The sequence below is a fragment of the Bacillus sp. FMQ74 genome, assembly GCF_001875785.1.
Classification (GTDB): Bacteria; Bacillota; Bacilli; order Bacillales; family Bacillaceae; genus Bacillus; species Bacillus stercoris.
In genome coordinates this window covers 1-23782 of the sequence record NZ_MOEO01000011.1, presented here as the reverse complement: position 1 = coordinate 23782, position 23782 = coordinate 1, and the positions used below count along the sequence as shown (strand labels likewise).

The 23782-nt window shown below is 44.1% G+C and carries 21 protein-coding genes and 1 pseudogene; 15 read left to right on the top strand and 7 right to left on the bottom strand.

Features of this window, described 5'->3' with window-relative positions:
* Positions 1–5: 5 nt before the first annotated feature.
* From eutH to BLL41_RS18000, 6 genes are all read left to right on the top strand, one after another.
* Entirely contained in the window at positions 6–1118 is a 1113-nt protein-coding gene (gene eutH / locus BLL41_RS18025) for an ethanolamine utilization protein EutH (protein ID WP_071578895.1), read from the top strand.
* A gap of 72 nt (positions 1119–1190) precedes the next feature.
* Positions 1191–2018: a DUF1206 domain-containing protein gene (locus tag BLL41_RS18020; RefSeq protein WP_071578894.1), complete on the top strand. Its 828-nt coding sequence runs from the start codon at positions 1191–1193 to the stop codon at positions 2016–2018.
* Between the two features lie 134 nt (positions 2019–2152).
* A complete protein-coding gene (gene deoR / locus BLL41_RS18015) occupies positions 2153–3094 on the top strand; it encodes a DNA-binding transcriptional repressor DeoR (RefSeq protein ID WP_071578893.1) in 942 nt (313 codons plus the stop codon).
* Positions 3095–3199: 105 nt separating this feature from the next.
* Positions 3200–3871, top strand: a complete 672-nt coding sequence (gene deoC / locus BLL41_RS18010) for a deoxyribose-phosphate aldolase (RefSeq protein WP_015385091.1) — start codon at positions 3200–3202, stop codon at positions 3869–3871.
* Between the two features lie 80 nt (positions 3872–3951).
* Positions 3952–5133, top strand: a complete 1182-nt coding sequence (gene nupC, locus BLL41_RS18005; protein WP_003244143.1) for a nucleoside permease NupC — start codon at positions 3952–3954, stop codon at positions 5131–5133.
* Between the two features lie 28 nt (positions 5134–5161).
* A complete protein-coding gene (locus tag BLL41_RS18000) occupies positions 5162–6463 on the top strand; it encodes a pyrimidine-nucleoside phosphorylase (protein WP_071578892.1) in 1302 nt (433 codons plus the stop codon).
* Positions 6464–6506: 43 nt separating this feature from the next.
* On the opposite strand, the gene BLL41_RS17995 is transcribed toward BLL41_RS18000, so the two are convergent.
* From BLL41_RS17995 to hutP, 6 genes are all read right to left on the bottom strand, one after another.
* Positions 6507–7934 carry an amino acid permease gene (locus BLL41_RS17995; RefSeq protein WP_071578891.1) on the bottom strand — a complete coding sequence of 476 codons (1428 nt, stop codon included), beginning with the start codon at positions 7932–7934 and terminating at the stop codon, positions 6507–6509.
* A 75-nt stretch (positions 7935–8009) separates the two neighbouring features.
* The gene (hutG, locus tag BLL41_RS17990) at positions 8010–8969 is read right to left on the bottom strand and encodes a formimidoylglutamase (protein WP_071578890.1); all 960 of its coding nucleotides are present in this window, start codon (positions 8967–8969) and stop codon (positions 8010–8012) included.
* Positions 8962–10227, bottom strand: a complete 1266-nt coding sequence (hutI, locus tag BLL41_RS17985) for an imidazolonepropionase (RefSeq protein ID WP_071578889.1) — start codon at positions 10225–10227, stop codon at positions 8962–8964. The genes hutG and hutI overlap by 8 nt, the downstream gene beginning before the upstream one ends.
* 12 nt (positions 10228–10239) lie before the next feature.
* Entirely contained in the window at positions 10240–11898 is a 1659-nt protein-coding gene (gene hutU / locus BLL41_RS17980) for a urocanate hydratase (RefSeq protein ID WP_071578888.1), read from the bottom strand.
* Complete coding sequence (gene hutH / locus BLL41_RS17975; protein WP_071578887.1) at positions 11895–13421, bottom strand: histidine ammonia-lyase; 1527 nt, start codon at positions 13419–13421, stop codon at positions 11895–11897. Before hutH ends, hutU begins: the two co-directional genes overlap by 4 nt.
* A 112-nt stretch (positions 13422–13533) precedes the next feature.
* Positions 13534–13980 (bottom strand): histidine utilization transcription antiterminator HutP, encoded by a 447-nt coding sequence (gene hutP, locus BLL41_RS17970; protein WP_003243875.1) that lies wholly within the window; start codon positions 13978–13980, stop codon positions 13534–13536.
* A 315-nt stretch (positions 13981–14295) separates the two neighbouring features.
* Here hutP and BLL41_RS17965 point away from each other — a divergent pair.
* The 4 genes and pseudogenes from BLL41_RS17965 to BLL41_RS17950 all read left to right on the top strand — a co-directional run bounded on the left by BLL41_RS17965 (position 14296) and on the right by BLL41_RS17950 (position 19101).
* Positions 14296–14463, top strand: a pseudogene (locus tag BLL41_RS17965) (hypothetical protein).
* 134 nt (positions 14464–14597) lie between these two features.
* Positions 14598–16007 (top strand): arabinan endo-1,5-alpha-L-arabinosidase AbnB, encoded by a 1410-nt coding sequence (gene abnB, locus BLL41_RS17960; RefSeq protein ID WP_071578886.1) that lies wholly within the window; start codon positions 14598–14600, stop codon positions 16005–16007.
* 122 nt (positions 16008–16129) lie between these two features.
* Positions 16130–17089: a restriction endonuclease PLD domain-containing protein gene (locus BLL41_RS17955; RefSeq protein ID WP_083428068.1), complete on the top strand. Its 960-nt coding sequence runs from the start codon at positions 16130–16132 to the stop codon at positions 17087–17089.
* A gap of 11 nt (positions 17090–17100) precedes the next feature.
* Positions 17101–19101 carry a Z1 domain-containing protein gene (locus BLL41_RS17950; protein WP_071578884.1) on the top strand — a complete coding sequence of 667 codons (2001 nt, stop codon included), beginning with the start codon at positions 17101–17103 and terminating at the stop codon, positions 19099–19101.
* Between the two features lie 83 nt (positions 19102–19184).
* Here BLL41_RS17950 and BLL41_RS17945 read toward each other — a convergent pair whose 3' ends face one another.
* Entirely contained in the window at positions 19185–20291 is a 1107-nt protein-coding gene (locus BLL41_RS17945) for a DNA cytosine methyltransferase (protein WP_041334046.1), read from the bottom strand.
* Positions 20292–20446: 155 nt separating this feature from the next.
* Here BLL41_RS17945 and BLL41_RS17940 point away from each other — a divergent pair, with 155 nt between their 5' ends.
* The 5 genes from BLL41_RS17940 to BLL41_RS17920 form a co-directional block, all read left to right on the top strand.
* Entirely contained in the window at positions 20447–20878 is a 432-nt protein-coding gene (locus tag BLL41_RS17940; protein WP_071578883.1) for a very short patch repair endonuclease, read from the top strand.
* A 321-nt stretch (positions 20879–21199) separates the two neighbouring features.
* Positions 21200–21565 carry a YwqH-like family protein gene (locus BLL41_RS17935; protein WP_071578882.1) on the top strand — a complete coding sequence of 122 codons (366 nt, stop codon included), beginning with the start codon at positions 21200–21202 and terminating at the stop codon, positions 21563–21565.
* An 11-nt stretch (positions 21566–21576) separates the two neighbouring features.
* A complete protein-coding gene (locus BLL41_RS17930) occupies positions 21577–21846 on the top strand; it encodes a YwqI/YxiC family protein (RefSeq protein ID WP_014481382.1) in 270 nt (89 codons plus the stop codon).
* Between the two features lie 19 nt (positions 21847–21865).
* Complete coding sequence (locus BLL41_RS17925) at positions 21866–23494, top strand: ribonuclease YeeF family protein (RefSeq protein ID WP_071578881.1); 1629 nt, start codon at positions 21866–21868, stop codon at positions 23492–23494.
* 21 nt (positions 23495–23515) lie between these two features.
* Positions 23516–23782, top strand: a 267-nt coding sequence (locus tag BLL41_RS17920) for a hypothetical protein (RefSeq protein WP_071578880.1), incomplete at its 3' end; no start/stop codon positions are given.

Below are 23782 nucleotides of genomic sequence, written 5' to 3'. Positions count from 1 at the left end.
AAACCATGACGGTGAATGACGCGGTTGTATTCATTTTGGCTGCCTTTTTACTATGGGGAGCGGCGGATTATTGTTTGGGAAACAGATGGGGGCTAGGCGAGCGGTTTGCGGACGGCTTTAAAGCTATGGGGCCGCTGGCGCTGTCCATGATCGGCATTGTGTCACTGGCGCCCGTGCTGGCGGCAATCCTGATTCCCATTGTTTCTCCGGTTTACACAGCGATTGGCGCGGACCCTTCTTCCTTTGCGAACACCATTTTGGCGATTGATATGGGAGGATATGCGCTGGCCGGAGAAATGGCGAAAGATCCGCAGGCCGGGCTGTTTTCATGGGTGTTTTTAGGAACAATGATGGGACCGGCAATCGTCTTCACGATCCCCGTCGCTCTTGGCATCATCGAAAAAGAGGACCATCCGTATTTTGCGAAAGGCATATTAATCGGGCTGTGCACAGTGCCGATCGGTTGTTTCATCGGCGGATTATGCGCGGGTTTTAACATCGGCATGATCGGTAAAAACCTTCTGATCCCGAGTCTGTTATCTGCTGTAATCGCTTTTGGGTTATGGCGGTATACCGACAGTATGATTCGGTTGTTTCATCTCTTCGGGAAAGCGGTCAGTGTGGTTGCGATTATCGGGCTTGCGGCTGTCTCCGTTGAAACGCTGACTGGCATTGTGCTGATTCCGGGAATGGAGAATGTCGAGACAGGGATACAAACGACAGGGACTATCGCCATTGCTCTGGCAGGGGCGTTTCCGATGACAGCTTTTATCACAAAAACCTTTAAAAAACCGCTGCAGGCTCTGGGGAAATGCCTTCATTTAGATGAGACAGCAACAGCAGGCTTGGTGACCTCTTTGGCGCATCATATCCCGATGCTGGCTTCATTAAAGGATATGACGCCGAGAGGAAAGGTCATCACTGTCGCGTTTGCGGTCAGCGGCGCCTTTGTACTGGGCAGCCATCTCGGTTTTGTGGCCGGAATGAAAAAAGAAATGGCGGCGGCCATGATCATTGGGAAATTAGCAGGCGGAGTCACAGCTGCTGCGGCGGCTGCTTGGATGATGCCTGCACAGTCAGCTGATCAGCAAAAACGTATCTCAGCCGGCCATAGCTGAGGCAGAAGCTGTTTCAACTTTGTCCAATCGGGAATGTTACAGTAAAGATTTCTGTGAAAGAGGGTTGGACACATGGCGGGGAAAGACCAGTACGTGTCAAAAATAAAACAGGAAACCAAGCCTTGGATCAAACGATTCGGGAGGCTTGGTTATTTTGCATTCGGCGGCGTTTTTATTCTGCTTGGAATTTTGGCATTTATGACGGCTGCCGGGGCAGGCCGCGCGAAAGACTCGAGTGGAGCGCTCCAAACGCTATCGCACATGCCGTATGGATCGTTACTGCTTTTTTTAATAGGTGTCGGTCTTATCGGCTATGTGATCTGGATGGTATTAAGCGCGATCAAGGACACGGAGGGCCACGGAAACAGCAGGCGCGGCCTGTCACGGAGAATAGGAAACTTTTTCAGTGCCGCCGTTTACGCATCCATCGCTTGGAATGCCTTGCGATTTGTATGTGGCCAAGGGGACGGCGGCACTTCAGAACAGACGTGGTCAGCTTACGTATTGGCGCAGCCGTTTGGCCAATGGCTCACAGGGCTTACGGGTGCGGGTTTTATCGTATTTGCGATTGTTCAATTTATGAAAGGCGTTCGGGCTGCTTTTATGAAAGAATTCGATACGTCAAAAATGAATAAACAGATGATATGCATTACGAAAAACACCGGACGCGCAGGCAATATCGCCCGGGCCATTATTTTCTCAGCTATCGGCTATTTTCTCATCAAGACAGCCATGACCGCTGATCCCGACGACACAAGAGGCTTTGACGGCGCACTCGCTGAACTCGCGCAGCAGCCGCATGGCAAATTGATTCTGTCTATATTAGCGTTAGGCCTGATCTTATATGGAATGTATGCTATTATGAAAGGCATTTATCAGCATATGACATGGGAGGAGTGAGCTCTGGGCAGGTACGCGTCAAGAGCGTTTTTCAGTTTTGCAGAAATCAGGTGGATGAAAGCTGGCGCCAGCCTGTATAATAAAAGCAAATCAAAAGCAGTTTTCATCAGGACTGATCCACAGGGAGGTGCAGAATGGATCGGGAAAAACAACAATTAAGCATAGAAGCGGCAAGGCTTTACTATCAGTCTGACTACAGTCAGCGGCAAATTGCTGAGCAGCTCAACATTTCAAGGCCAACCGTTTCCCGGCTGCTGCAATATGCAAAGGAAAAAGGGTATGTCCAGATTCGCGTCATGGACCCTTTTGAGGATCTGGATGCGCTCGGTTCCATGCTTGAAGAGAAATATGGTCTCCTCGAGGCGCATGTTGTGTTTTCCCCGACACCCGATTATGCAGGAATTACACATGACCTAAGCCGCTATGGTGCAGAATATATGCATGAAACGGTAAAAGACGGCGACATTGTCGGCGTCAGCTGGGGAACCACCATGTATCAAATCGCGCAAAACATGCAGCCGAAGCAAGTAAAAGGCGTCGAGGTCGTCCAGCTGAAAGGCGGCATCAGCCATTCCCGGGTAAACACGTATTCGGCTGAAACGATTCAGCTGTTTGCGGAGGCTTTTCAAACGATGCCGCGCTATCTCCCGCTTCCCGTCGTGTTTGATAATGCGGATGTGAAGCGAATGGTGGAGAAAGATCGTCATATTGAGCGGATCATTGAGATGGGCAAGCAGGCGAATATCGCTCTCTTCACGGTCGGGACTGTCCGTGACGAAGCGTTGTTGTTTCGGCTCGGATATTTTAACGAAGAAGAGAAAGCCCTGCTGAAAAAACAGGCCGTTGGGGATATTTGCTCACGCTTTTTTGATGCGAAAGGGAATATTTGCAGCAGCGCCATCAATGACCGGACCATCGGTGTTGAGCTTGAAGACCTCAGACTGAAGGAACGCTCCATTTTAGTTGCCGGCGGAAGCAGAAAAGTATCTTCCATTCACGGAGCATTAACCGGAAAATATGCCAACGTTTTAATCATTGACCAGCATACCGCAAGGGTGCTTGTTAATGATTTGTGACACGTTCAAACCGTTCGCTGAACAAAATTTCAATTACCAATTTACATATGTTCAAAAGTCGGTTATGCTAAAAAATATCTTAACAAAAAAGGAAGTGTGCGAAGGATGTCATTAGCCAACATAATTGATCATACAGCTTTGAAACCGCATACACAAAAAGCGGAAATTCTAAAACTAATTGAAGAAGCGAAAACATACAAATTTGCTTCAGTATGTGTCAATCCGACATGGGTGGAGCTTGCTGCGAAAGAGCTTAAGGGAACTGGAGTCGATGTTTGTACGGTCATCGGCTTCCCGCTCGGTGCCAATACAACTGAAACAAAAGCGTTCGAAACAAAAGACGCGATTTCAAAAGGCGCCACTGAAGTGGATATGGTCATTAATATTGCCGCTTTAAAAGACAAGGAAGACGATGTGGTGGAAGCTGATATCCGCGGTGTAGTGGAAGCTGCAGCCGGAAAAGCGCTTGTCAAAGTCATTATCGAAACATGCCTTCTGACTGATGAAGAAAAAGAACGTGCATGCCGTTTAGCGGTGTCTGCGGGAGCGGATTTCGTAAAAACATCAACAGGTTTTTCTACAGGCGGCGCAACGAAGGAAGATATCGCCTTAATGCGCAAAACAGTAGGACCTGATATCGGCGTGAAAGCATCTGGCGGCGTCAGAACGAAAGAAGATGTAGACACAATGGTTGAGGCCGGAGCAAGCCGAATTGGCGCCAGCGCAGGCGTTTCCATCGTAAAAGGAGAAAATGCATCAGGCGGAGACAACTATTAAAAGCTGACGGAAGGCAGACTGCTTTCCGTTTTCTGGGGAAGCAGTAGTTGTAAGCGAATACAAATAAAGGAGAAACACATATGAAGTATTTGATTGGGATTATCGGTTTAATCGTGTTTTTAGGCCTCGCGTGGATCGCGAGCAGCGGCAAAAAAAGAATTAAGATCCGCCCAATTGTTGTTATGCTCATTTTGCAATTTATTCTTGGCTACATTCTCCTCAATACCGGGATAGGAAATTTCCTCGTAGGAGGATTTGCAAAAGGATTCGGTTACCTGCTTGAATACGCGGCAGAGGGAATCAACTTTGTGTTTGGCGGCTTGGTGAATGCGGACCAAACGACATTCTTTATGAATGTTCTCTTGCCGATCGTGTTTATTTCCGCTCTGATCGGGATTCTGCAAAAGTGGAAAGTCCTCCCGTTTATTATTAGATATATCGGCCTTGCCCTCAGCAAGGTAAACGGTATGGGAAGATTGGAATCGTATAACGCAGTGGCTTCTGCGATTTTAGGGCAGTCAGAAGTATTTATCTCCTTGAAGAAAGAACTCGGTCTTTTAAATCAGCAGCGCTTGTACACGCTTTGCGCATCTGCGATGTCAACTGTATCAATGTCGATTGTCGGCGCGTATATGACAATGCTGAAACCGGAATATGTTGTAACAGCGCTTGTTTTGAACTTATTTGGCGGTTTCATTATCGCTTCTATTATCAATCCGTACGAGGTTGCAAAAGAAGAGGATATGCTTCGTGTTGAGGAAGAAGAAAAACAATCCTTCTTCGAAGTGCTCGGAGAATACATCCTTGACGGTTTCAAAGTAGCGGTTGTCGTCGCTGCGATGCTGATTGGATTTGTCGCGATTATCGCCTTGATAAATGGCATTTTTAATGCAGTATTCGGTATTTCGTTCCAAGGCATTCTTGGATATGTGTTTGCTCCATTCGCTTTTCTTGTGGGTATTCCATGGAATGAAGCTGTTAATGCGGGAAGCATTATGGCAACAAAAATGGTATCGAATGAATTTGTCGCCATGACGTCGCTTACACAAAACGGTTTCCATTTCAGCGGCCGTACAACAGCGATCGTATCGGTATTCCTTGTGTCATTTGCGAACTTCTCCTCAATCGGAATCATTGCCGGTGCCGTAAAAGGACTGAATGAAAAGCAAGGAAATGTCGTCGCTCGTTTCGGTTTGAAATTATTATACGGTGCTACGCTTGTCAGCTTTTTATCAGCAGCAATTGTGGGCTTGATTTACTGAACTTAATCGAAAAGGATCGGTGACAAACATGAGAATGGTAGATATCATCATCAAAAAACAAAACGGAAAAGAACTCACCACTGAAGAAATTCAATTTTTCGTGAACGGCTATACAGACGGAAGCATTCCTGATTATCAGGCAAGCGCGCTTGCTATGGCGATTTTCTTCCAGGATATGAGTGACCGTGAACGCGCGGACTTGACGATGGCTATGGTGAACTCCGGTGAAACGATTGATCTTTCTGCCATTGAAGGAATTAAAGTGGATAAACACTCCACCGGCGGCGTCGGCGACACGACAACGCTCGTTCTCGCCCCGCTAGTTGCGGCTCTTGATGTGCCGGTTGCCAAAATGTCCGGCCGCGGTCTCGGCCATACGGGCGGGACGATTGATAAATTAGAGGCAATCGACGGCTTCCACGTGGAACTGACGAAGGATGAATTTATTAAGCTTGTGAACCGCGACAAGGTTGCCGTTATCGGCCAAAGCGGCAATTTAACGCCGGCTGATAAAAAACTGTACGCGCTTCGTGATGTAACGGGAACCGTCAATTCCATTCCGCTCATTGCAAGTTCGATTATGAGCAAAAAAATCGCTGCCGGGGCGGACGCCATCGTGCTTGACGTAAAAACGGGAGCGGGCGCCTTCATGAAAACAGAAGAAGATGCAGCTGAACTTGCCAAAGCGATGGTACGCATCGGAAATAACGTCGGCCGCCAAACAATGGCTGTCATTTCAGACATGTCCCAGCCGCTCGGCTTTGCGATCGGAAATGCGCTTGAAGTCAAAGAAGCGATCGACACGCTCAAAGGCGAGGGGCCTGAGGATCTTCATGAGCTTGTCTTAACGCTCGGCAGCCAGATGGTTGTGCTTGCAAAAAAAGCCGATACATTGGACGAAGCAAGAGCGAAGCTGGAAGAAGTCATGAAAAACGGCAAAGCGCTTGAGAAATTCAAGGATTTCCTGAAAAACCAAGGCGGCGACAGCTCGATTGTTGACGATCCGTCTAAGCTTCCGCAAGCGGCATATCAAATTGATGTGCCTGCGAAAGAGGCGGGTGTCGTCTCCGAAATCGTCGCGGACGAAATTGGCGTCGCAGCAATGCTGCTAGGTGCCGGACGCGCCACAAAAGAAGACAAAATTGATTTAGCCGTCGGCATCATGCTCCGCAAAAAGGTCGGCGACAAAGTAGAAAAAGGTGAACCGCTCGTGACGCTTTACGCCAACCGCGAAAACGTCGATGAAGTCATCGCAAAAGTCTATGACAACATCCGCATCGCCGCGAAAGCGAAGGCGCCGAAGCTGATTCATACGTTAATTACAGAATAAAAAATAAAGCACATCCCATGCTGAGCGGGGTGTGCTTTTTTGATTATAGGATGTGATCAGCCGGATATTCCTCTTGGTTGATTTTTTTCGCTTTTGAAACATTTCTTTTGAAATGGTAGATGAGATAGCAAAGGATGATACAAGGAATTCCGCAGAAAAGTGCGATTCTTTGATTGGGATCAAAAGCAAGACCGATACAAGAAGCTGAACATAATAAGAGAGCGGCTATAGGCATAAGAGGATAAAGCGGCGTGCGAAATGTCAGGTCTTTTACATTTCCCCCTTTTTTCAGAAATCTCTTTCGAAACAAGAGCTGGGACAAGGCAATGCTCATCCAGACCACGACTCCTGCAAATCCAGCAATTGCTACCATCACCACATAGACAGTTCCAGGGGCCACGATACTGGAAACGAGAGATAAACAAGATACAGCCATACTGATTATTAAGGCATTTAAAGGAATGCCTTTAGAGGTCACTTTCTTAAAGCGGGAGCTGATCATGTTTTCATTTGCTAACGACCACATCATACGGGTCGAAGCATATAAGCCTGAGTTGGCGACAGACAGCAAGGCTGTTAATATCACGAAATTCATAATGTCCGCGGCGTAAGGGATTCCGATCTCCGCAAATACGGCGACAAACGGGCTTTCAATCACGCCTGCTTCCTTCCACGAAATCAACCCGGATAAGACGAAGACAGCGCCAATGAAAAAAATGACTGTTCTCCATGCAACATTACGGATGGATCGCGGAATATCCTTTTGAGGATTTGCTGATTCTCCTGCTGTAACGCCGATTAACTCTGTACCAGAAAAAGCGAAGCTCACAGAAATCATCGCGATAAAAACGGCGAGAAAGCCATTCGGAAACAGCCCGCCATGGTCTGTGAAATTTGACAGCATAGGAGCATCCGCCATCCCGTTTAAAGAGATCAGGCCAAACATGGCTGCTCCTCCTAAAATGATAAATAAAATAATAGTGACAATCTTTACGCTGGAAAACCAGAATTCAGTTTCCGCAAATAACTTAACTGAAAATGCGTTGCATACGAAAAGAAGAGCCGCAAAAATCGCACTCCACATCCACACACTGCTGTCCGGGAACCAGCGCTGCATGAGAATACCGGATGCGGTAAACTCAGAACCTACCGTCACCACCCAATTGATCCAGTACATAATGCCGACCATAAAACCGGTTGATGGACCGATGAATGTTGTAGCATATTTTTGAAAAGAGCCGGTTACCGGCATAGCAACCGACAATTCGCCGAGACATTGCATGACGAGGTACATCATCAACCCGCCGATTACATAAGCGAGTATCGTACCGCCAGGCCCGGCTTGATGCAGCGTATAGCCTGTACTGAGAAAAAGTCCTGTGCCTATGACGCCTCCCAATGAGATCATAAATAGGTGCCTGCTTTTCATTGTGCGTTTTAGCTGTTGGCTGCTGTTCTCCTGAAGATTCACTGTCTCGCCCTCCTTTTAGCTGCCATTCATTAGGCAGATGAGTTTCTTATACCCAAAATACAACCTGCCAGAAGATCACTTGAATGGGGAGAGTTTCATTCCTTTTAATGCATGTAACAGAACATGAGCTGCAGCTCTGCTTGTCATATCTCGAAAATCGAGGGTAGGATCAACTTCAACGATTTCAATCCCGGCGACATTGGGCTGTTGTGCGATGAACTTGACGGCTTCAAGCAATTCGTCTGTATAGAGGCCGCCCGGGCCAATCGCTGGACAGCCCGGTGCATGGGACTGGTCTAAGACATCCATGTCAACAGATATAAATATGAAATCCGTTCTTTTTTGAACGGCAGGCAAAACCTCTTTTATCGTTGGGAGTAGTCCTTTTTCCCGGATCATGCCCATCGTGTGAATGTTCACGTTATGCTTTTTTGCATAAGCTTCATAGGCAAGACTGTTGCTGAATTCTCTGATACCCAGCTGGATCAAATGTTGGCCTTCAATCATCTCTTCATCCAAAAGGCGGCGGAAGGGGGTGCCGTTTGTCGGCCCCCCGTCCTCCGTATTGCGGACATCGTGATGGGCATCAAATTGAATCACTGCTGTCGTTCCTTTCGTTTGTGCTATCGCTTTTATGGTGGAGTAGCTGATCGAGTTATCTCCCCCGAGTATGAGCGGCACCCAATCCGGATGGTCCGAAAGCAGAGCGTGCATGGTTTGGAAAATGTGATGATGCGACTTTACGATATCGGTGACGTGAATATCGATATCCCCCAAATCATATAGAAGATCTGATACGACGTGCTCTCCAAGCTCAGCGGAATAGGCTGATGAATGTTTCAGAGCCTGGCGTATTGTTCCGGGTGCAAAGGAAGCGCCTGAATGACTGATGGAGGATTTTGATAAGGGGACACCTATCAATGCCGGTCCCTTAATGTCTTGGCCGTCCCATGTTGCGATTAGGTCGCTCATTTTTGTGACATCCCGGTCCTTAAACGAATACCCGGCTTCTCTAAGAAAAGGGTACTTATCCAAGAATGGCTCCCTCCCTGTTGACAACAATTGTTCCGTTTTTCATGACTTGATGTACATGGTTGACTCCGTAGTGATACGGAATATACATATAGTTCGGGGCTTGCCAAATGACAAGATCAGCTGAGCGGCCAGCTTTGAGCTGACCGGCTTCTTCTCCTTTTCCTATGGCATATGCGGCATTGACTGTGACCGCGTGCCATATTTCTTCTGCTGTCATCTTCAAATGAAGCGCGGCAATCGACATGATCAGCTGGATATTTTCAGTCGGCGAGCTGCCAGGGTTAAAATCCGTTGCCAAGCTGATACATACCCCTTCATCAATCATAGCTCTTGCCCTGGCGTATGTGCTTTTGCCAAGATAAAATGTTGTGCCCGGCAAGAGGACGGCGATCGTTCCTGCCTCGGCCAATTTCGTTATGCCTTCGTCCGATGCACCTACCAAATGGTCGGCTGAGACAGCCTTTAGCTCACCTGCTAATTCAGCACCTCCCAGCGGATCGATTTCATCTGCGTGTATTTTTAATCCGAAGCCTTCCTCAGCTGCTTTTTGTAAATAACGACGGGATTGGCTGACTGTAAAAACGCCTGTTTCTGTAAAAATATCAGCAAAGCTGGCGAGCTCTTGTTCTTTGATTTCCGGCAAAAGGGAAAGCATTTGATCCAGAAATTGATCTGGATCATTTTGATATTCGGGAGGAATTGCATGGGCTCCCATAAATGTGGAAACAAGATCAACAGGCTGGCTTTCATGCAGTTTTTTTGCGACACGCAATTGTTTAAGCTCTGTATCTTTTTCCAAGCCGTAGCCGCTTTTCACTTCTGCCGTGGTCGTGCCGTAGGACAGCATTCTTTGCAGATGAAAATGGGCTTTTTGCAGCAGCTCTTCTTCTGAAGCCGCCCTGGTGTCCTTGACTGTAGATAGAATCCCGCCGCCCTGCGCCAGAATATCCAAATATGAAATGCCCTGAAGCTTAAGGTTCATCTCCTTTTCACGAGATCCGCCAAATACAAGATGGGTGTGCGGATCAACGAGGCCAGGCGTTACAAGGCGTCCCGAACAGTCAATGATTTCGTCTGCGTCGTAACCGGCTTCAGCCCCTTTTTGTCCGGCGAACACAATTTTCTGTTCATGGATGCCGACAACAGCGTCTTCGATTACATGAAGATCCTGCATGCTTTTGCCTGCACGCGGACCGCTGCTTTCCATCGTCAAAAGCTGACCGATGTTGGTGAGAATCGTATCAATTTGCTTTGGCATATCATCACTCCTTTATTTTTGCATCGGCACGATAATGTCCTGTTCCTTCGCTACTTCAACGGCACGTTCATAACCGGCATCAGCGTGGCGGATAATGCCCATTCCCGGGTCGCTCGTTAAGACACGGGCGAGCCGCTCGTCAGCCAGCTCACTTCCATCGGCAACGGCAACCATACCGGCATGCAGGGAATAGCCCATTCCGACGCCGCCGCCATGGTGGAAGGAAACCCAGCTTGCACCCGCCGCCGTGTTGACAAGCGCATTTAGCACAGCCCAATCGCCGACAGCGTCACTTCCGTCCTTCATCGCTTCTGTCTCCCGGTTTGGAGAGGCGACAGACCCGCAGTCCAAATGATCTCTCCCAATAACGACAGGCGCTTTTAGCTCCCCGTTTCTAACCAGTTCGTTAATGGCGAGGCCCATCTTTTTTCGTTCTCCATATCCAAGCCAGCAAATACGGGACGGCAAGCCTTGGAACGTGACTTTTTCCTGTGCCATATCAATCCAGCGGTGAAGGGCTTTATTTGTCGGGAACAGTTCTTTTAATAACGCATCCGTACGGTAAATATCTGCCGGATCACCGGAAAGCGCCGCCCAGCGGAACGGTCCTTTTCCTTCACAGAATAGGGGGCGGATGTAGGCAGGGACAAACCCCGGAAAATCGAAGGCATTCTCCAGCCCTTCATCCTTTGCGACTTGCCGGATATTGTTGCCATAGTCAAATACAATAGAGCCCTTTTGTTGAAAGGCCAGCATGGCTTCGACATGTTTTTTCATGCTTTGCTTCGCAAGGCGCACGTAAAGCTCTGGATTGTCTTGACGCAAACGGTCAGCTTCATCAAGTGAATAGCCCTCGGGAACATAACCGATTAAAGGGTCATGGGCAGATGTCTGATCGGTCACAATATCAATGTTGACGCCTCGGTTCAAAAGTGTGTGATGCACCTCAGCTGCGTTTCCGAGAAGCGCAATGGACAAAGGTTTTCCTGCCAGCTTTGCCTCTTCAGCCCAAGCTAAGGCTTCCTCAATCGATGCGGTTTTTCGATCGCAGTATTTTGTTTCGATCCGCTTGTCGATGCGTTTCTCATCAACCTCGACGGCAATGACGACGCCTTCATTCATCGTGACAGACAGCGGCTGGGCGCCTCCCATTCCGCCGAGACCCGCTGTCAGCGTCAATGTTCCTTTTAAGCTGCCTCCGAAGTGCTGTCGCGCCAGCTCAGCGAAGGTTTCATAGGTTCCTTGCAATATGCCTTGTGAACCAATGTAAATCCAGCTGCCAGCTGTCATCTGTCCGTACATCATTAACCCTTTTTTCTCAAGCTCGTGGAAATGCTCCCAGTCTGCCCACTTCGGAACAAGAACAGAATTTGCTAAGAGCACGCGTGGGGCCTGCGGGTGTGTACGGAACATGCCAACGGGCTTTCCGGATTGCACGAGCAATGTTTCATCATTTTTTAGTGTTTTCAAGGAATGCTCAATGGCGTGAAAAGCGTTCCAATCCCGTGCCGCTTTGCCAATCCCGCCATATACGATGAGGTCCTCCGGCTTCTCGGCGACTTCCGGATCAAGATTGTTTCGAAGCATCCGAAGCACCGCCTCTTGCTCCCACCCTAAGCATTCAAGCTCTGTTCCTCTGTTGGCACGGATTGTTTTTTTTACATCAGTCATATGTTCATCCCCCTTAGTTCTTTATTCTGATGATCAGGTATTAAAGATTCTTTCTTCAGCCAGTCAGTCAAGCGTTCAATGTCATAGGAAAAAACACGATCCTGCTGAATGGACGGCACGACTTTTCTCATTTCCTGAAAAAGCTGTTTGGTATAGGACGCTGCATGTTCTATGCCTCTGTATTCAACCGCCTGCAATGCGCAAATGGCTTCGATTGCAATGACTCTCCTTGTATTTGCGATCACCTGATAAGCATGCCGAGCGGCGATGGTTCCCATGCTGACATGGTCTTCTTGGTTTGCGGATGACGGAATAGAATCCACACTTGCAGGATGGGCCAGTGTTTTATTTTCAGAAACGAGTGAGGCCGCGGCATACTGCATGATCATTGCGCCGGATTGCAGACCGGGATGAGGGCTTAGGAACGGCGGCAGGTCATTCAGCTGCGGATTCACAAGTCGTTCGATCCGCCGCTCTGCGATATTCGCAAGCTCTGAAATTGCGATTTTCAGAAAATCCATGGCAAAGGCGATCGGCTGTCCGTGAAAGTTTCCGCCGGAAATCACTTTGTCACCATCATTGAAAATAAGAGGATTGTCCGTAGCTGCGTTCATTTCAATCTCTAATTTTTCTTTGACATAGCCTAGCGTCTGCCAAGTCGCACCGTGTACCTGCGGAATACAGCGCAATGAATAGGCATCCTGTACCCGCAGTTCTCCCTGGGAGGTTATCAGGCCGCTGTCAGATAGATAAAAGCGAATTCGTTCTGCGACATCGATCTGCTCCTGATAGCCGCGGGCTAAGTGAATATCCTCGTCAAATGCATCTATAATTCCCCGCAAGCCTTCAATCGTTAAGCTGGCAATTCGCTCTGTTTGATAGGCTAGTTTCTCAGCTTCAATGTAGGCGACCACTCCCATTGCAGTCATGGCTTGAGTCCCGTTAATCAAAGCAAGCCCTTCCTTGGATGTCAGCGTTACCGGCTGAATACCGGCTTTTTTCAAGCCTGTCATTGCCGGCATTCTTTCTCCCTCAAAAAAAACTTCTCCTTGCCCGATCAGCGCAAGCGCCAGGTGGGAAAGCGGCGCCAAATCTCCGCTTGCGCCAAGTGATCCCTGCTGGGGAATGACAGGATGGACGCGTTTATTTAAAAAAGCAAGCAACTGTTCGATCAGCTCAGCGCGTACACCGGAAAAGCCTTTTAACAGCGCATTGGCGCGCAAAAGCAGCATTGCCCTGGAAACACACTCAGGAAAAGGGTCGCCGACTCCGCAGGCATGAGAGAGGATTAAATTCAGCTGCAGCGCCGCCGAATCTTCTTTCTGAATCAGGACATCGCTGAATTTGCCAAATCCGGTATTGATGCCGTAGATTGTCTTTTCGTCGCGTACAATCCGTTCCACTGCTGCTCTGCTTTTTTTCACGCGCTCCATACTTTCCTCGGAAGCTGATGCCTTCTCAAAATCAAACAGCACACGAGCGACGTCGGCTGTTGTCAATGAAGAACCGTCTAAAGTCACCATAAGTCCAACTCCTTTGTCTTTACTTTGGTAAAGCGCCCATACAAAAAGGAGCTATGCTGTGAACATCTGTTTTCACGCATAGCCCCCTATCGTCTAAGATCTATGGGCTGTTTCATATGTGATTAATTCCAACACCGAATGTCTCGTGCTCAAGACCTTTAATCGGCGCCCCGATTGTTCCGTAAAGCGAGACAGCAATCCAATCGCCTTCCGCCTCACTTTCATAAGGATTTCCCCTCAAAACGGCAAATCTTAAGCCCACCGTCCGAAGCAGCGATCCAAGCAGCATTTCACCTCTGGTCACGCCGTGCAAGGCCTCCATCGTCGCATGATATAGCGCGTGTGACTCCCGATAACCCTCAGATTGAATGACACCGCTCTTTTTGGAAGCGGTTTCAATTGCGGCTACTACTTTATGCGCGTCCATTGATCCAACCTTGCCGAGGCAGACCTTCCATCCATCTCGCTCCAGCTCCTCGACCTGTGTACTCTCTTCCGCCTCATTCAGCAACAGAAGAACAGACAGCCGTCCGATCCGACGCTCTTTGTGCAGTGTCATATGAATCACTCAATTCCTAAAAATTCTGATAACTATTAACTGAGTATTATATTAATTGGTTCAGCAGCAGAAGTCAAAAGGTTTTTTACAGTCTTTAACAAGTTAGATTGCTATTGTGATAGCGTGACGAAGACACGATAGCCAGACAGGAGGCAAGCGGCCGCTGTCTTACTCTCAATATGCGTTTACTAAGTCGCATTTTTCGCAAGGCACTTTCTCAAGAGCCAGCCGAATGATATCCTCAGCACCGCAAAGCCAACTGACTCCGGTGTTGACGAGCAATCAGGCATCATCTTAAAAAACGCCGACAACGAAATGGCTGTATCACAGTCGACGACTTTACAAAAACGGACAAAGCAGTTATTACATGTACGCGAATGAAAAACAGATGATGAAAGAAGGAGAAACAGCAAAAGAGTTGAACTATGAAGGAGAGGATATGCAAGCAGCAGTCCTGAGCAAAACAGACAGACATCAGTCTGACTATGTAAGAGAACAGTGAGAAATTCCTATCTGTTTGAATATGAAAACATTCGGCTGTTTTAATAGGCCGGGGTTTTTTCATAGAGAAATGTAAGCGTTTAAAATTCAATAAAAAAGTGAGGCGAATTGTTTAGATGTTCAACCGATTGTTCCGTGTATCTTTTCTTGCAGCTCTTATCATGGCCTTCACCCTCCCAAATTCCGTTTATGCACAAAAACCAGTATTTAAAGAAGTCAGCGTCCATGATCCTTCCATCATTGAAACAAATGGCACCTTTTATGTTTTTGGATCTCATCTCGCTTCGGCAAAAACAAATGACCTCATGCAATGGCAGCAGCTGACCACCAGTGTAAGCAACGACAATCCTCTGATCCCGAATGTCTACGAAGAATTAAAAGATACCTTCGAATGGGCGCAATCTGATACCCTGTGGGCGGCTGACGTCACACAGCTGGCGGACGGCAAATACTACATGTACTACAACGCCTGCCGCGGCGACTCGCCAAGATCCGCCATGGGTGTTGCCGTTGCTGACAACATCGAAGGCCCATACAAAAACAAAGGCATCTTTTTGAAATCAGGAATGGAAGGCACAAGCAACGATGGAACACCGTATGACGCAACCAAACACCCGAATGTTGTAGACCCGCATACCTTCTTTGATAAAGACGGCAAGCTATGGATGGTGTACGGATCATACTCAGGCGGCATTTTCATACTTGAAATGAATCCGAAAACGGGCTTCCCGCTTCCTGGACAGGGATACGGGAAAAAACTGCTCGGCGGCAACCACAGCAGAATCGAAGGCCCGTATGTTCTCTACAATCCAGACACCAAATACTACTACTTATACCTATCATATGGCGGTCTTGATGCAACAGGCGGCTATAACATCCGTGTGGCCCGCTCCAAGAAACCGGACGGCCCTTACTATGATGCAGAAGGCAATCCAATGCTCGACGTCCGCGGCAAAGAAGGCACATTCTTCGACGACCGTTCCATCGAACCATATGGTGTCAAACTCATGGGCAGCTACACTTTTGAAACAGAAAATGAAAAAGGCACCGGGTACGTCTCACCAGGCCACAACTCCGCATACTATGACGAAAAAACCGGGCGTTCCTATTTAATCTTCCACACCCGCTTCCCGGGCAGGGGTGAAGAACACGAAGTCAGAGTCCACCAATTGTTCATGAACAAAGACGGCTGGCCGGTAGCAGCGCCATATCGTTACGCAGGTGAAACACTGAAAGAAGTAAAACAAAAAGACATCACAGGAACATACAAACTCATCCAGCACGGAAAAGACATCTCAGCCGACATCAAAAAAACCATCAACATCAAGCTCAACAAAAACCACACCATTTCCGGGGAAATGACCGGAACATGGAAGAAAACCGGAAAGAATACAGCTGAACTTACGTTAGCTGGCAAGAAGTATAATGGCAAATTTTTACTCCAGTGGGATTCGGTGAGAGAGAAGAACGTGATGACGTTTAGTGTGTTAAATGGCAGCGGTGAGGCTGTATGGGGAGTGAACTGATTTTTTCAAATAAAGGTGTGAAATTCTAGACTCTACTAGTTTAAACAATATATAATAAGTGAAAAGCATATTTTGTTAAAAATCTATGATACTTAAGATTCTATTTTGTATAAAAATATTGATTGGAGGTCAGCGCTATTTCTGTATTTAATAGCAATTTATTTAATAACATAATACTTAATCCTTACAATGAAGGAAGGAGAAAGTTGAAAATTATTACTGCTTATGCTTCTCCTTCTTTTTTACATCATGTACTTTATACTCTTAATGAAGTAGAAATTGAGTTATTTATAGGCATGACAAAAGTCCAGCCAATAACTATTTGGGACCACAAAGAATATTTGAAGATGGCAGATGATACAAAGCGACTGACTGTGAATTATCATAATGGCAATAAACCTGTACACTCTAAGATAGTTTTGTGGGAACAGGAAGGTTTATTTATTTCTGAATCAGCTTTTGTAGGATCTGCTAATTTCACAAGAAATGGATACTCTAATTATAGTGAAACAATGGCTAGTGTTAATCCTTCGCAAGTGATAAACATATTTTCTAATTTAAAAGATTATGTACCGTTTGATCAACCAAGTCTTGAAAAAACTATGAAATTCACATATCAATCAAATTCTAACAATTCAAATATTGATGGTTCTGCACTGGGTAACTTAGTAAAAGAAAAAGGTTATTGCCATTTTAATTTTCCGTTAACCGTAAATAATAACAGAAGAAAAATTCATGAAAAGTCGGGTTTGAATTGGGGACAAAGACCAGGAAGAGAATTAAATCAAGCATACATACCTGTACCTAAAGAAGTGAGAAAAACAGACTTCTTTCCAGATAAGAAGATAGAATTTACAGTTATTACTGATGATGGAGAGAGTTTTATTTGTGTGGTAGCTCAAGATGATAATAAGGCTCTTGAGACATGTAGAGATAATAGTATTTTGGGTAAATATTTTAGAAATCGCCTTGGTGTCCCATTGGGAGGTTTTGTAAGTATTGAAGATTTAGATAGGTATGGTAGACACTATGTAACTATTTATAAAATAAATAATGAAACGTATTTTATGGATTTTAGCTGAGGAGACTGTAAATGATTCAATCAGGTATTAGTAAGGTGAAAAAATTCAATCGGGTCCTTAAAAGGGATTTGCCACAAGAAGAAATAGATAGAATAATGACAACTGCAGAGAAAATGAATATAAAAATAGGGAAACCTTATGATGAAACTCGACAAGGATTGCTTTTTGGCCAGGTTCAAAGCGGTAAAACTAACAATATGCTAATGACAATCGCAAAAGCAGCTGATAATGGGCACCGATTATTTATAGTATTAACTTCTGATAATCTTTGGTTATATGATCAGACACTTGAACGTATACAAGAAGCATTACCTGGATTGTTAACACTTGGTAAGGACTCCTGGGGAATTGAATCAATGACAACCAGAATCCGTACAGCTCTTCAGCATAGTGGGATAGTATTGGTCACAACCAAGAATAAATTGATCTTGCCCAAAATGCAAGAGTTTATTGATCAGTATATTTCGACTTCTACCAGAGCAATAATATTTGATGATGAAGCTGACCAAGCTAGTCTAAATACATTTGCAAACAGTGATATGCAAAGTAAGTTAAGTGAAGTAAGTGCTTCTATAGTTAAGTTAAGAGATTATTTTCCGAAACATGTGTACGTACAGGTTACGGCTACCCCTCAAGCTCTCTTTTTACAAGGTGCTAATAAAGCTTTTCGTCCAGATTTTATTGAAAAATTTGATCCGGGAGTAGGTTATGTAGGAGGAGAAGTTTTTTTTGAGGACGAATCATTTGCTATGAAGTCATTTGCAGATACAGAAATAGATGACATAATGAATGAAAATTCCAATCTGTCCTTTTACACAGGAGGTTTGGCAATTCCCACTGGCTTGAGACAGGCACTGTGCACCTTTTTTGTAGGGGCTGCTATGAAAATATGTAATGAAGAGGAAACAAATTATACATTCTTATGCCATGTCAGTCATAAACAGGATGATCATAAAAGACTTGAAGCTATAATTAATGGTTTTATTACGAGTTTATCTATAGCTTTACATGAGGAAAATCGTGAGGAAGAACGAGATATTGTTTATACATATTTGAATGAAGCTTACCGTGACTTATCTCAGACTAATAGTCGAGTACCTTCTTTTGAATCAGTTATAAGCGAAATTGCAGATAATATTACTAGTACACAATCACAATTAATTATATCTGGAAGTCATTTTAAAAGACCAAACTACAGTGCTCCATTTAATATATTGATAGGTGGAAATAAGCTAGGACGAGGAGTAACGATTAAAAGGTTGCTAGTAACCTATTATGGGCGTACAAGCCAAGCTCCCAAGGTTGACACTATTCTTCAACATGCAAGGATGTACGGTTATAGACAAAAAGATTTGGGCGCTTTGAGGTTTTATACATCTCATTCAATTTCAGACATTTTTAAGGAGGTTTATCTTTCAGAAAAAAGGCTTCGAGAAGTAATTGATAAATCTAATCCGAATGACTTGCAGGCATTAGTTTTATCAAGAACAAAACATTCTATAATTAAACCGACAAGATCAAACGTTGTTTATTTGGATTCAGTACTTTTTTATATGTCAGGAAAACGGTATTTTCCTAGAAATCCATTAGTGAGTAATGTTAGTTTATTAGATCAACTATTAGCAAGTTACAAGAGTGATCAGGGACTAACTATGGTGCCGATTCAGACTCTGATTGAGATTATAAATCTAACTAAATCAGAGAATTTTGAAGGAGGCAGCTGGGATGATGAGGCTGTATTAGCATGTTTGAAAAATATGAAAAATATGTATAATAATCGTGGTTATCTTGCTGTACGACGAAATAGAGATATACAAAAGTATGCAAGGTCAATGTTATCTTCAGATGATAATCAATTGTATAACCCAGATGGTCCTACGTTGATAATGTATAAATATACTGGTTCTTTAGATAAGGGCTGGACTGATAACAAGCCGTTATGGGTTCCAAATCTAAGATTTCCTGATGGAAATACATATTTTATGTTTTCCGCGAATGAAATGTTTAGTTAACTTTTAAAAGTTGTATAGGAGGAAGTTGCTAATCCTATCAAAAAAGCTTGTAGAAGTAAAACTTCTACAAGCTTTTAATAAGCTTAGACAGTGTAAGGTACTTTTCCTTCATGGACTAACTCATCAAATGTCCATTTAGGTTTGACAAAGGGATATTCAATACCTGCAAAGGTTTTTAAAACAGCTTCCGCAATAATTTTAGCTGCTTTAGGAGGGACAGCCATTCCAATTTGCTGTCTTACTTTTTCTTTTTTTCCTTCAAAAACAAAATGATCCGGAAAGGTTTGAAGGCGAGCACGTTCTCTATTAGTTAATGCTCTTGGTTCATCCCAGTGATAAACATGAGTTCCTCCACCTCCGCTGCCAGTTACGGTGTAAGAAGGTTCATCTGGATGGAGCCTTTTATAAATCTGACTCATTCGCGCCCCTTTGACCTTTAGCCGCAACTCTTCAGGAATTCCTTCATACCAAGCATTTTTGCCGGGAGGAATATAGTTTAACATTTCAATTGTTTTAGGATTATGTTTTGTTAGTTCATGATTCTCTGTAAAATCTAGAATTGGAGGGTTATTAAGAGCCTCATTTGCAGTTACGTATTTATCTGGTGTAATAGGTGCAGGCACTTTAAATACTAAGTCCTGATCTTTTCTAATACCAACTATTATGATTCGGTGTCTTTTTTGAGGAACACCATATTCTTCAAACTTATATAAATGAGGTGTTAAATGATAGCCAAGTCCTGCAGAGGCCAGTTCTTTTAATATTTGTATAAACGCTTTTCCCTCATTTGCACTTTGAAGTCCGCCTACATTTTCAGCAATAAAAAATTTAGGGTTATGATAATTAAGAACTTTAACACCATAAGAATAAAGCGGACCATAATCACCGCTCATCCCTTTGTGCTCACCTACTACACTGTAATCATTGCAAGGAAATCCAAACGCTAAAGCATCTATTGGCGGGAGGCTTTCAATGTCAAGTTCCTGAACAGGACCTTCAATTACACTCGAGTCATCTATGTTCTGGCAAATATTACGTCTGTATGTTTTACAAGCTGATTCATCATAATCATTAGACCATTCGTGTTTGATTTTATATTCATTACCAGAATCATCAACAATACACGCGCTTGTTAAACCTAAAGCAAGTCCTCCGGGTCCGCTAAAAAGCTCTCCTTTACGGAAGATCATATAAAAACCTCCATTAATTAATCTAAGTAATACATATTATAAACTATAACATATTTTTTTGCAGCAAGGGGAACGTTTGTTTTTACCTTTTTAAAAGATTTAAGTGAAATTAAACGGGGAAAAATGAATATTCAAAAGTTGAAAGGGATGATTTAATGGCTGATAAACATACAAAAGAACAAAGAAGAAAAAACATGCAGGCTATAAAATCACAATCTAAGTTAGAAGATATAGCAACTGCTGAATTATGGAGAAGAGGAATGCGTTTTAGAAGGAATGTAAAATCTCTCTTCGGAAAACCTGATATTGCAATAAAAAAATATAAAATAGTGGTCTTTATAGATTCTTGTTTTTGGCATGGTTGTGACATTCATGGAAATATGCCAAAGAGCAATAAAGAATATTGGGAGGCTAAACTAAAACGCAATAAAGTTAGGGACAGTGAAGTAACGTCTTATTACAAAGAGAAAGGATGGAATATCTTAAGGATATGGGAGCATGAATTTAAGAAAGATTTTAACATGGCAATAGATAAAATTGAAAAGTTTATAAAAGAAACAAAAGATGAATTCTCTAAAAGACACTAAGAGGATTAGTTATCCAGGTTTTAAATTGTTTCTCTTAAATTAATTCCCATTGAAATAACATTTTCCCCCTCGAAATTTAGATAGATCCTAATTTTATCGAATTGAATGAGGTTAATTAACCTAGATACATAGTCCTTTGTATGCTGGATTTTAATCAGGAGAAAATAAAACAAAGAGATAAGTAGATATTTAGGTTTATTCAAATCCTCTTCAAGACAAACCTTTTTACCTATTTATCCAATATGACCCATCATGTAATATGAAAATAGTCTGTATTGTCAAGAATTTACACAGTTTGATAGAAACACGAGGTGTTGCGGCATGCATAGTGAAATGTTGTTACATTCGGCAAAAGCCGACTTACATGAAAAGCAGGAACAGATCCATCAGTTAAAACGAGTGCTGCACGAAATCAGGCAAATCAAACACGAATTCTCCGGGGCCCAGCATCTTATCCACCGGCCTCATCTTAACCGGGAGGCATGGAGAGGAACACATGCTGAGCGGTTTGAAGATATTCGTGAAGGAATGAACAAAGCATATCAGCAAATCAAAAGCGATCAAGTCAGCGGAATCATCGAAAGCATACAAGGAAAAATCCATTCATTAGAGGGCGATGTGTATTCTATAAGACGCCAAATCACGAGGATAGAGCATGAAATAGAGAAGGAAAAACATAAAAAGTGAGGTGAGCACAAATGGCACAGGAAATCAAAATGGTCTATGGCACAGTGAAGCAAGGGCTTTCTCAGCTGAAGAATTCAGCTGAACTCAAATCCTCCTTGCCCGGTCATCTCTCAGGCAGAAACCATTTGAATGTTGTGAAGTCCATCGAGCAATTAAATGAGGACATCAAAGAGCTCACTGAAGCATATGCGTCCGTTCTGGCCAAGCATATTGCACAAACGGAAAGCGCGGTAAACGCCATGAAGGAAACGGACGAAAACATATCATCTTCCATGAAATAAAGCGCGGGAGGACAAGGGATTGAAAACATTAGATGTCCACGCTCTTCACGAGGGCATTCAGCATACGATTGAGAAACTGGACAAGCAAAAACAGCAGTTGGAGAAGCTGGAAAAAAGCGTTGAGCATCTGGCAGGCATGAAGGATGCGCTAAAAGGAAAAGGAGGAGATGCCATCCGGACCTTTTACGAGGAGTGCCACAAGCCTTTTCTCCTTTTCTTTGGCATGTTTATCGACGAATACAAAAAAGTGCTGAAACAAACACAGCATGCGATTTCCTCTGTAGAATCTGACTCCCACGGCATGATCGCAGAGGCTTTTCTCTCACACGATGCGAGACATGGGGTCAAGCATGCACGAGAAGTGATAGAGCAGCTCACAGACGCAGTCAATCGCCAGACATCAGCCATCGGCCACATCGTCAGCCTGCCCGCAGTCAATGATACCTTTTTCCGGATGGAAACAGAACAGGCTGAGCGACTGATTTCGGACACCCTGAATAAGCTCTTTCAATTTGACGGCCAGCAAACCCAAGCACTAGAAACAGCAAAATCAGATTTTCAAACGATGAAAAAATACATTGATCAGCTCGAAACCATGTACACCGGGCCGAAAATTGAAATCACAGGCTACAAAAGCGGCTCCATCCTGAAATCACAGGAAGAAGAAAACATCAACCAAACCTTCGGCGCCAATAACCCGCAAATGAAGCAGGCGGATGATTCTCCGATGGAGATGATGCTGAAGAAACTGGAGAAACATAAGCAATCAAACGTTGATTCTGTGATGATGGATGACAAACAACAGAAGATCGAGCGCGAGATTCATGCTGATGACAGTAATTTAACTGTATTACAGAAAGAAGCAGCAGCCCACCCGAAAGTCTATGGAGACATACGGGTGATAAATGATAAAATATATAATCATAAAGGATTAAAAAAGATAGATACGATAGAAGTGATTGACGAACTAACTCGTGATACTGCAAGCATCGACTACGTCGGCGGCAAATATTATGTATATGAAAACGGCCAAATTGTGAGAGAACTCTACGCTGGAGGGAAAAAGCGGCTAGAAGAAGTGTCTTACATTCCAGAGGATAAAGTAGGCGGAGCTAAGCCAATTGATTCGTTTCTTGCCGGAACTCAATATGAATTTATTGAGTGGGTAAGTCCTCAGGGCGCTATTAAAAAATTGGCGGTCCGAGGCGGGAAGCGTGTTGTCACAGATGTGGCTAAACATGTTGCGGAGAAGGAAAGTAAGGGTGAGGTTAATAAAGTTGCTTCTAAGGGTACGGGTGAAATTGGTTGGAACATGTCAAAAGGCGGAGGAGAAATAAATGGAAGAAAGTATTCTCAGCATGCTTTGGAAAGAATGGCACCTGATATTCCTGAAGTAAAAGCTACTTTAACAAGTAGAGCAATTAAAAAAGCTGAAGAATTAGGATATAAACCACAAACAAAAGAATTTAGTGATTTTATCAAAAAATATGTTGACCCAAGAAATATTTCACCTTCAGTTATTGAAGACGCTATAATGAATACGAAAAAGATACCTGGTAATAGAAGCGGAACGTTTGTTCATGAAACACTGGATGTCAAAGTAATAATAAATGAAGCAGGCGATGTTATCACAGTTATACCGAAATAATTAATAAAAGGATGAATACAAATGTTTATAAAGTATGATGAATATGATCTATTAGAACTTTTTCAAAGTGAGCCGGTGAGTATAACAGGCAATATAGATGATGGAGAATTAATTTATACTTACAAAGATGACCAAAATTTCAAGGTGATTTTAACTTTAGATGTATATAAGCAAACGAGTAGTCTAAGTATTACATTTAATGATTCTATAGTATTTACAGGTGATTTTAATAATGTAACAAGTATAAAAAAAGATGACAAAGTTATGGTAATGAATGTGGGTCAAGAA

Bases quoted from the DNA above. Each gene is read 5' to 3' on its own strand.
- eutH (WP_071578895.1), top strand. From the start codon at position 6: ATGACGGTGAATGACGCGGTTGTATTCATTTTGGCTGCCTTTTTACTA.
- BLL41_RS18020 (WP_071578894.1), top strand. From the start codon at position 1,191: ATGGCGGGGAAAGACCAGTACGTGTCAAAAATAAAACAGGAAACCAAG.
- deoR (WP_071578893.1), top strand. From the start codon at position 2,153: ATGGATCGGGAAAAACAACAATTAAGCATAGAAGCGGCAAGGCTTTAC.
- deoC (WP_015385091.1), top strand. From the start codon at position 3,200: ATGTCATTAGCCAACATAATTGATCATACAGCTTTGAAACCGCATACA.
- nupC (WP_003244143.1), top strand. From the start codon at position 3,952: ATGAAGTATTTGATTGGGATTATCGGTTTAATCGTGTTTTTAGGCCTC.
- BLL41_RS18000 (WP_071578892.1), top strand. From the start codon at position 5,162: ATGAGAATGGTAGATATCATCATCAAAAAACAAAACGGAAAAGAACTC.
- hutI (WP_071578889.1), bottom strand. From the start codon at position 10,227: ATGCCAAAGCAAATTGATACGATTCTCACCAACATCGGTCAGCTTTTG.
- hutU (WP_071578888.1), bottom strand. From the start codon at position 11,898: ATGACTGATGTAAAAAAAACAATCCGTGCCAACAGAGGAACAGAGCTT.
- hutH (WP_071578887.1), bottom strand. From the start codon at position 13,421: ATGGTGACTTTAGACGGTTCTTCATTGACAACAGCCGACGTCGCTCGT.
- hutP (WP_003243875.1), bottom strand. From the start codon at position 13,980: ATGACACTGCACAAAGAGCGTCGGATCGGACGGCTGTCTGTTCTTCTG.
- abnB (WP_071578886.1), top strand. From the start codon at position 14,598: ATGTTCAACCGATTGTTCCGTGTATCTTTTCTTGCAGCTCTTATCATG.
- BLL41_RS17950 (WP_071578884.1), top strand. From the start codon at position 17,101: ATGATTCAATCAGGTATTAGTAAGGTGAAAAAATTCAATCGGGTCCTT.
- BLL41_RS17945 (WP_041334046.1), bottom strand. From the start codon at position 20,291: ATGATCTTCCGTAAAGGAGAGCTTTTTAGCGGACCCGGAGGACTTGCT.
- BLL41_RS17940 (WP_071578883.1), top strand. From the start codon at position 20,447: ATGGCTGATAAACATACAAAAGAACAAAGAAGAAAAAACATGCAGGCT.
- BLL41_RS17935 (WP_071578882.1), top strand. From the start codon at position 21,200: ATGCATAGTGAAATGTTGTTACATTCGGCAAAAGCCGACTTACATGAA.
- BLL41_RS17930 (WP_014481382.1), top strand. From the start codon at position 21,577: ATGGCACAGGAAATCAAAATGGTCTATGGCACAGTGAAGCAAGGGCTT.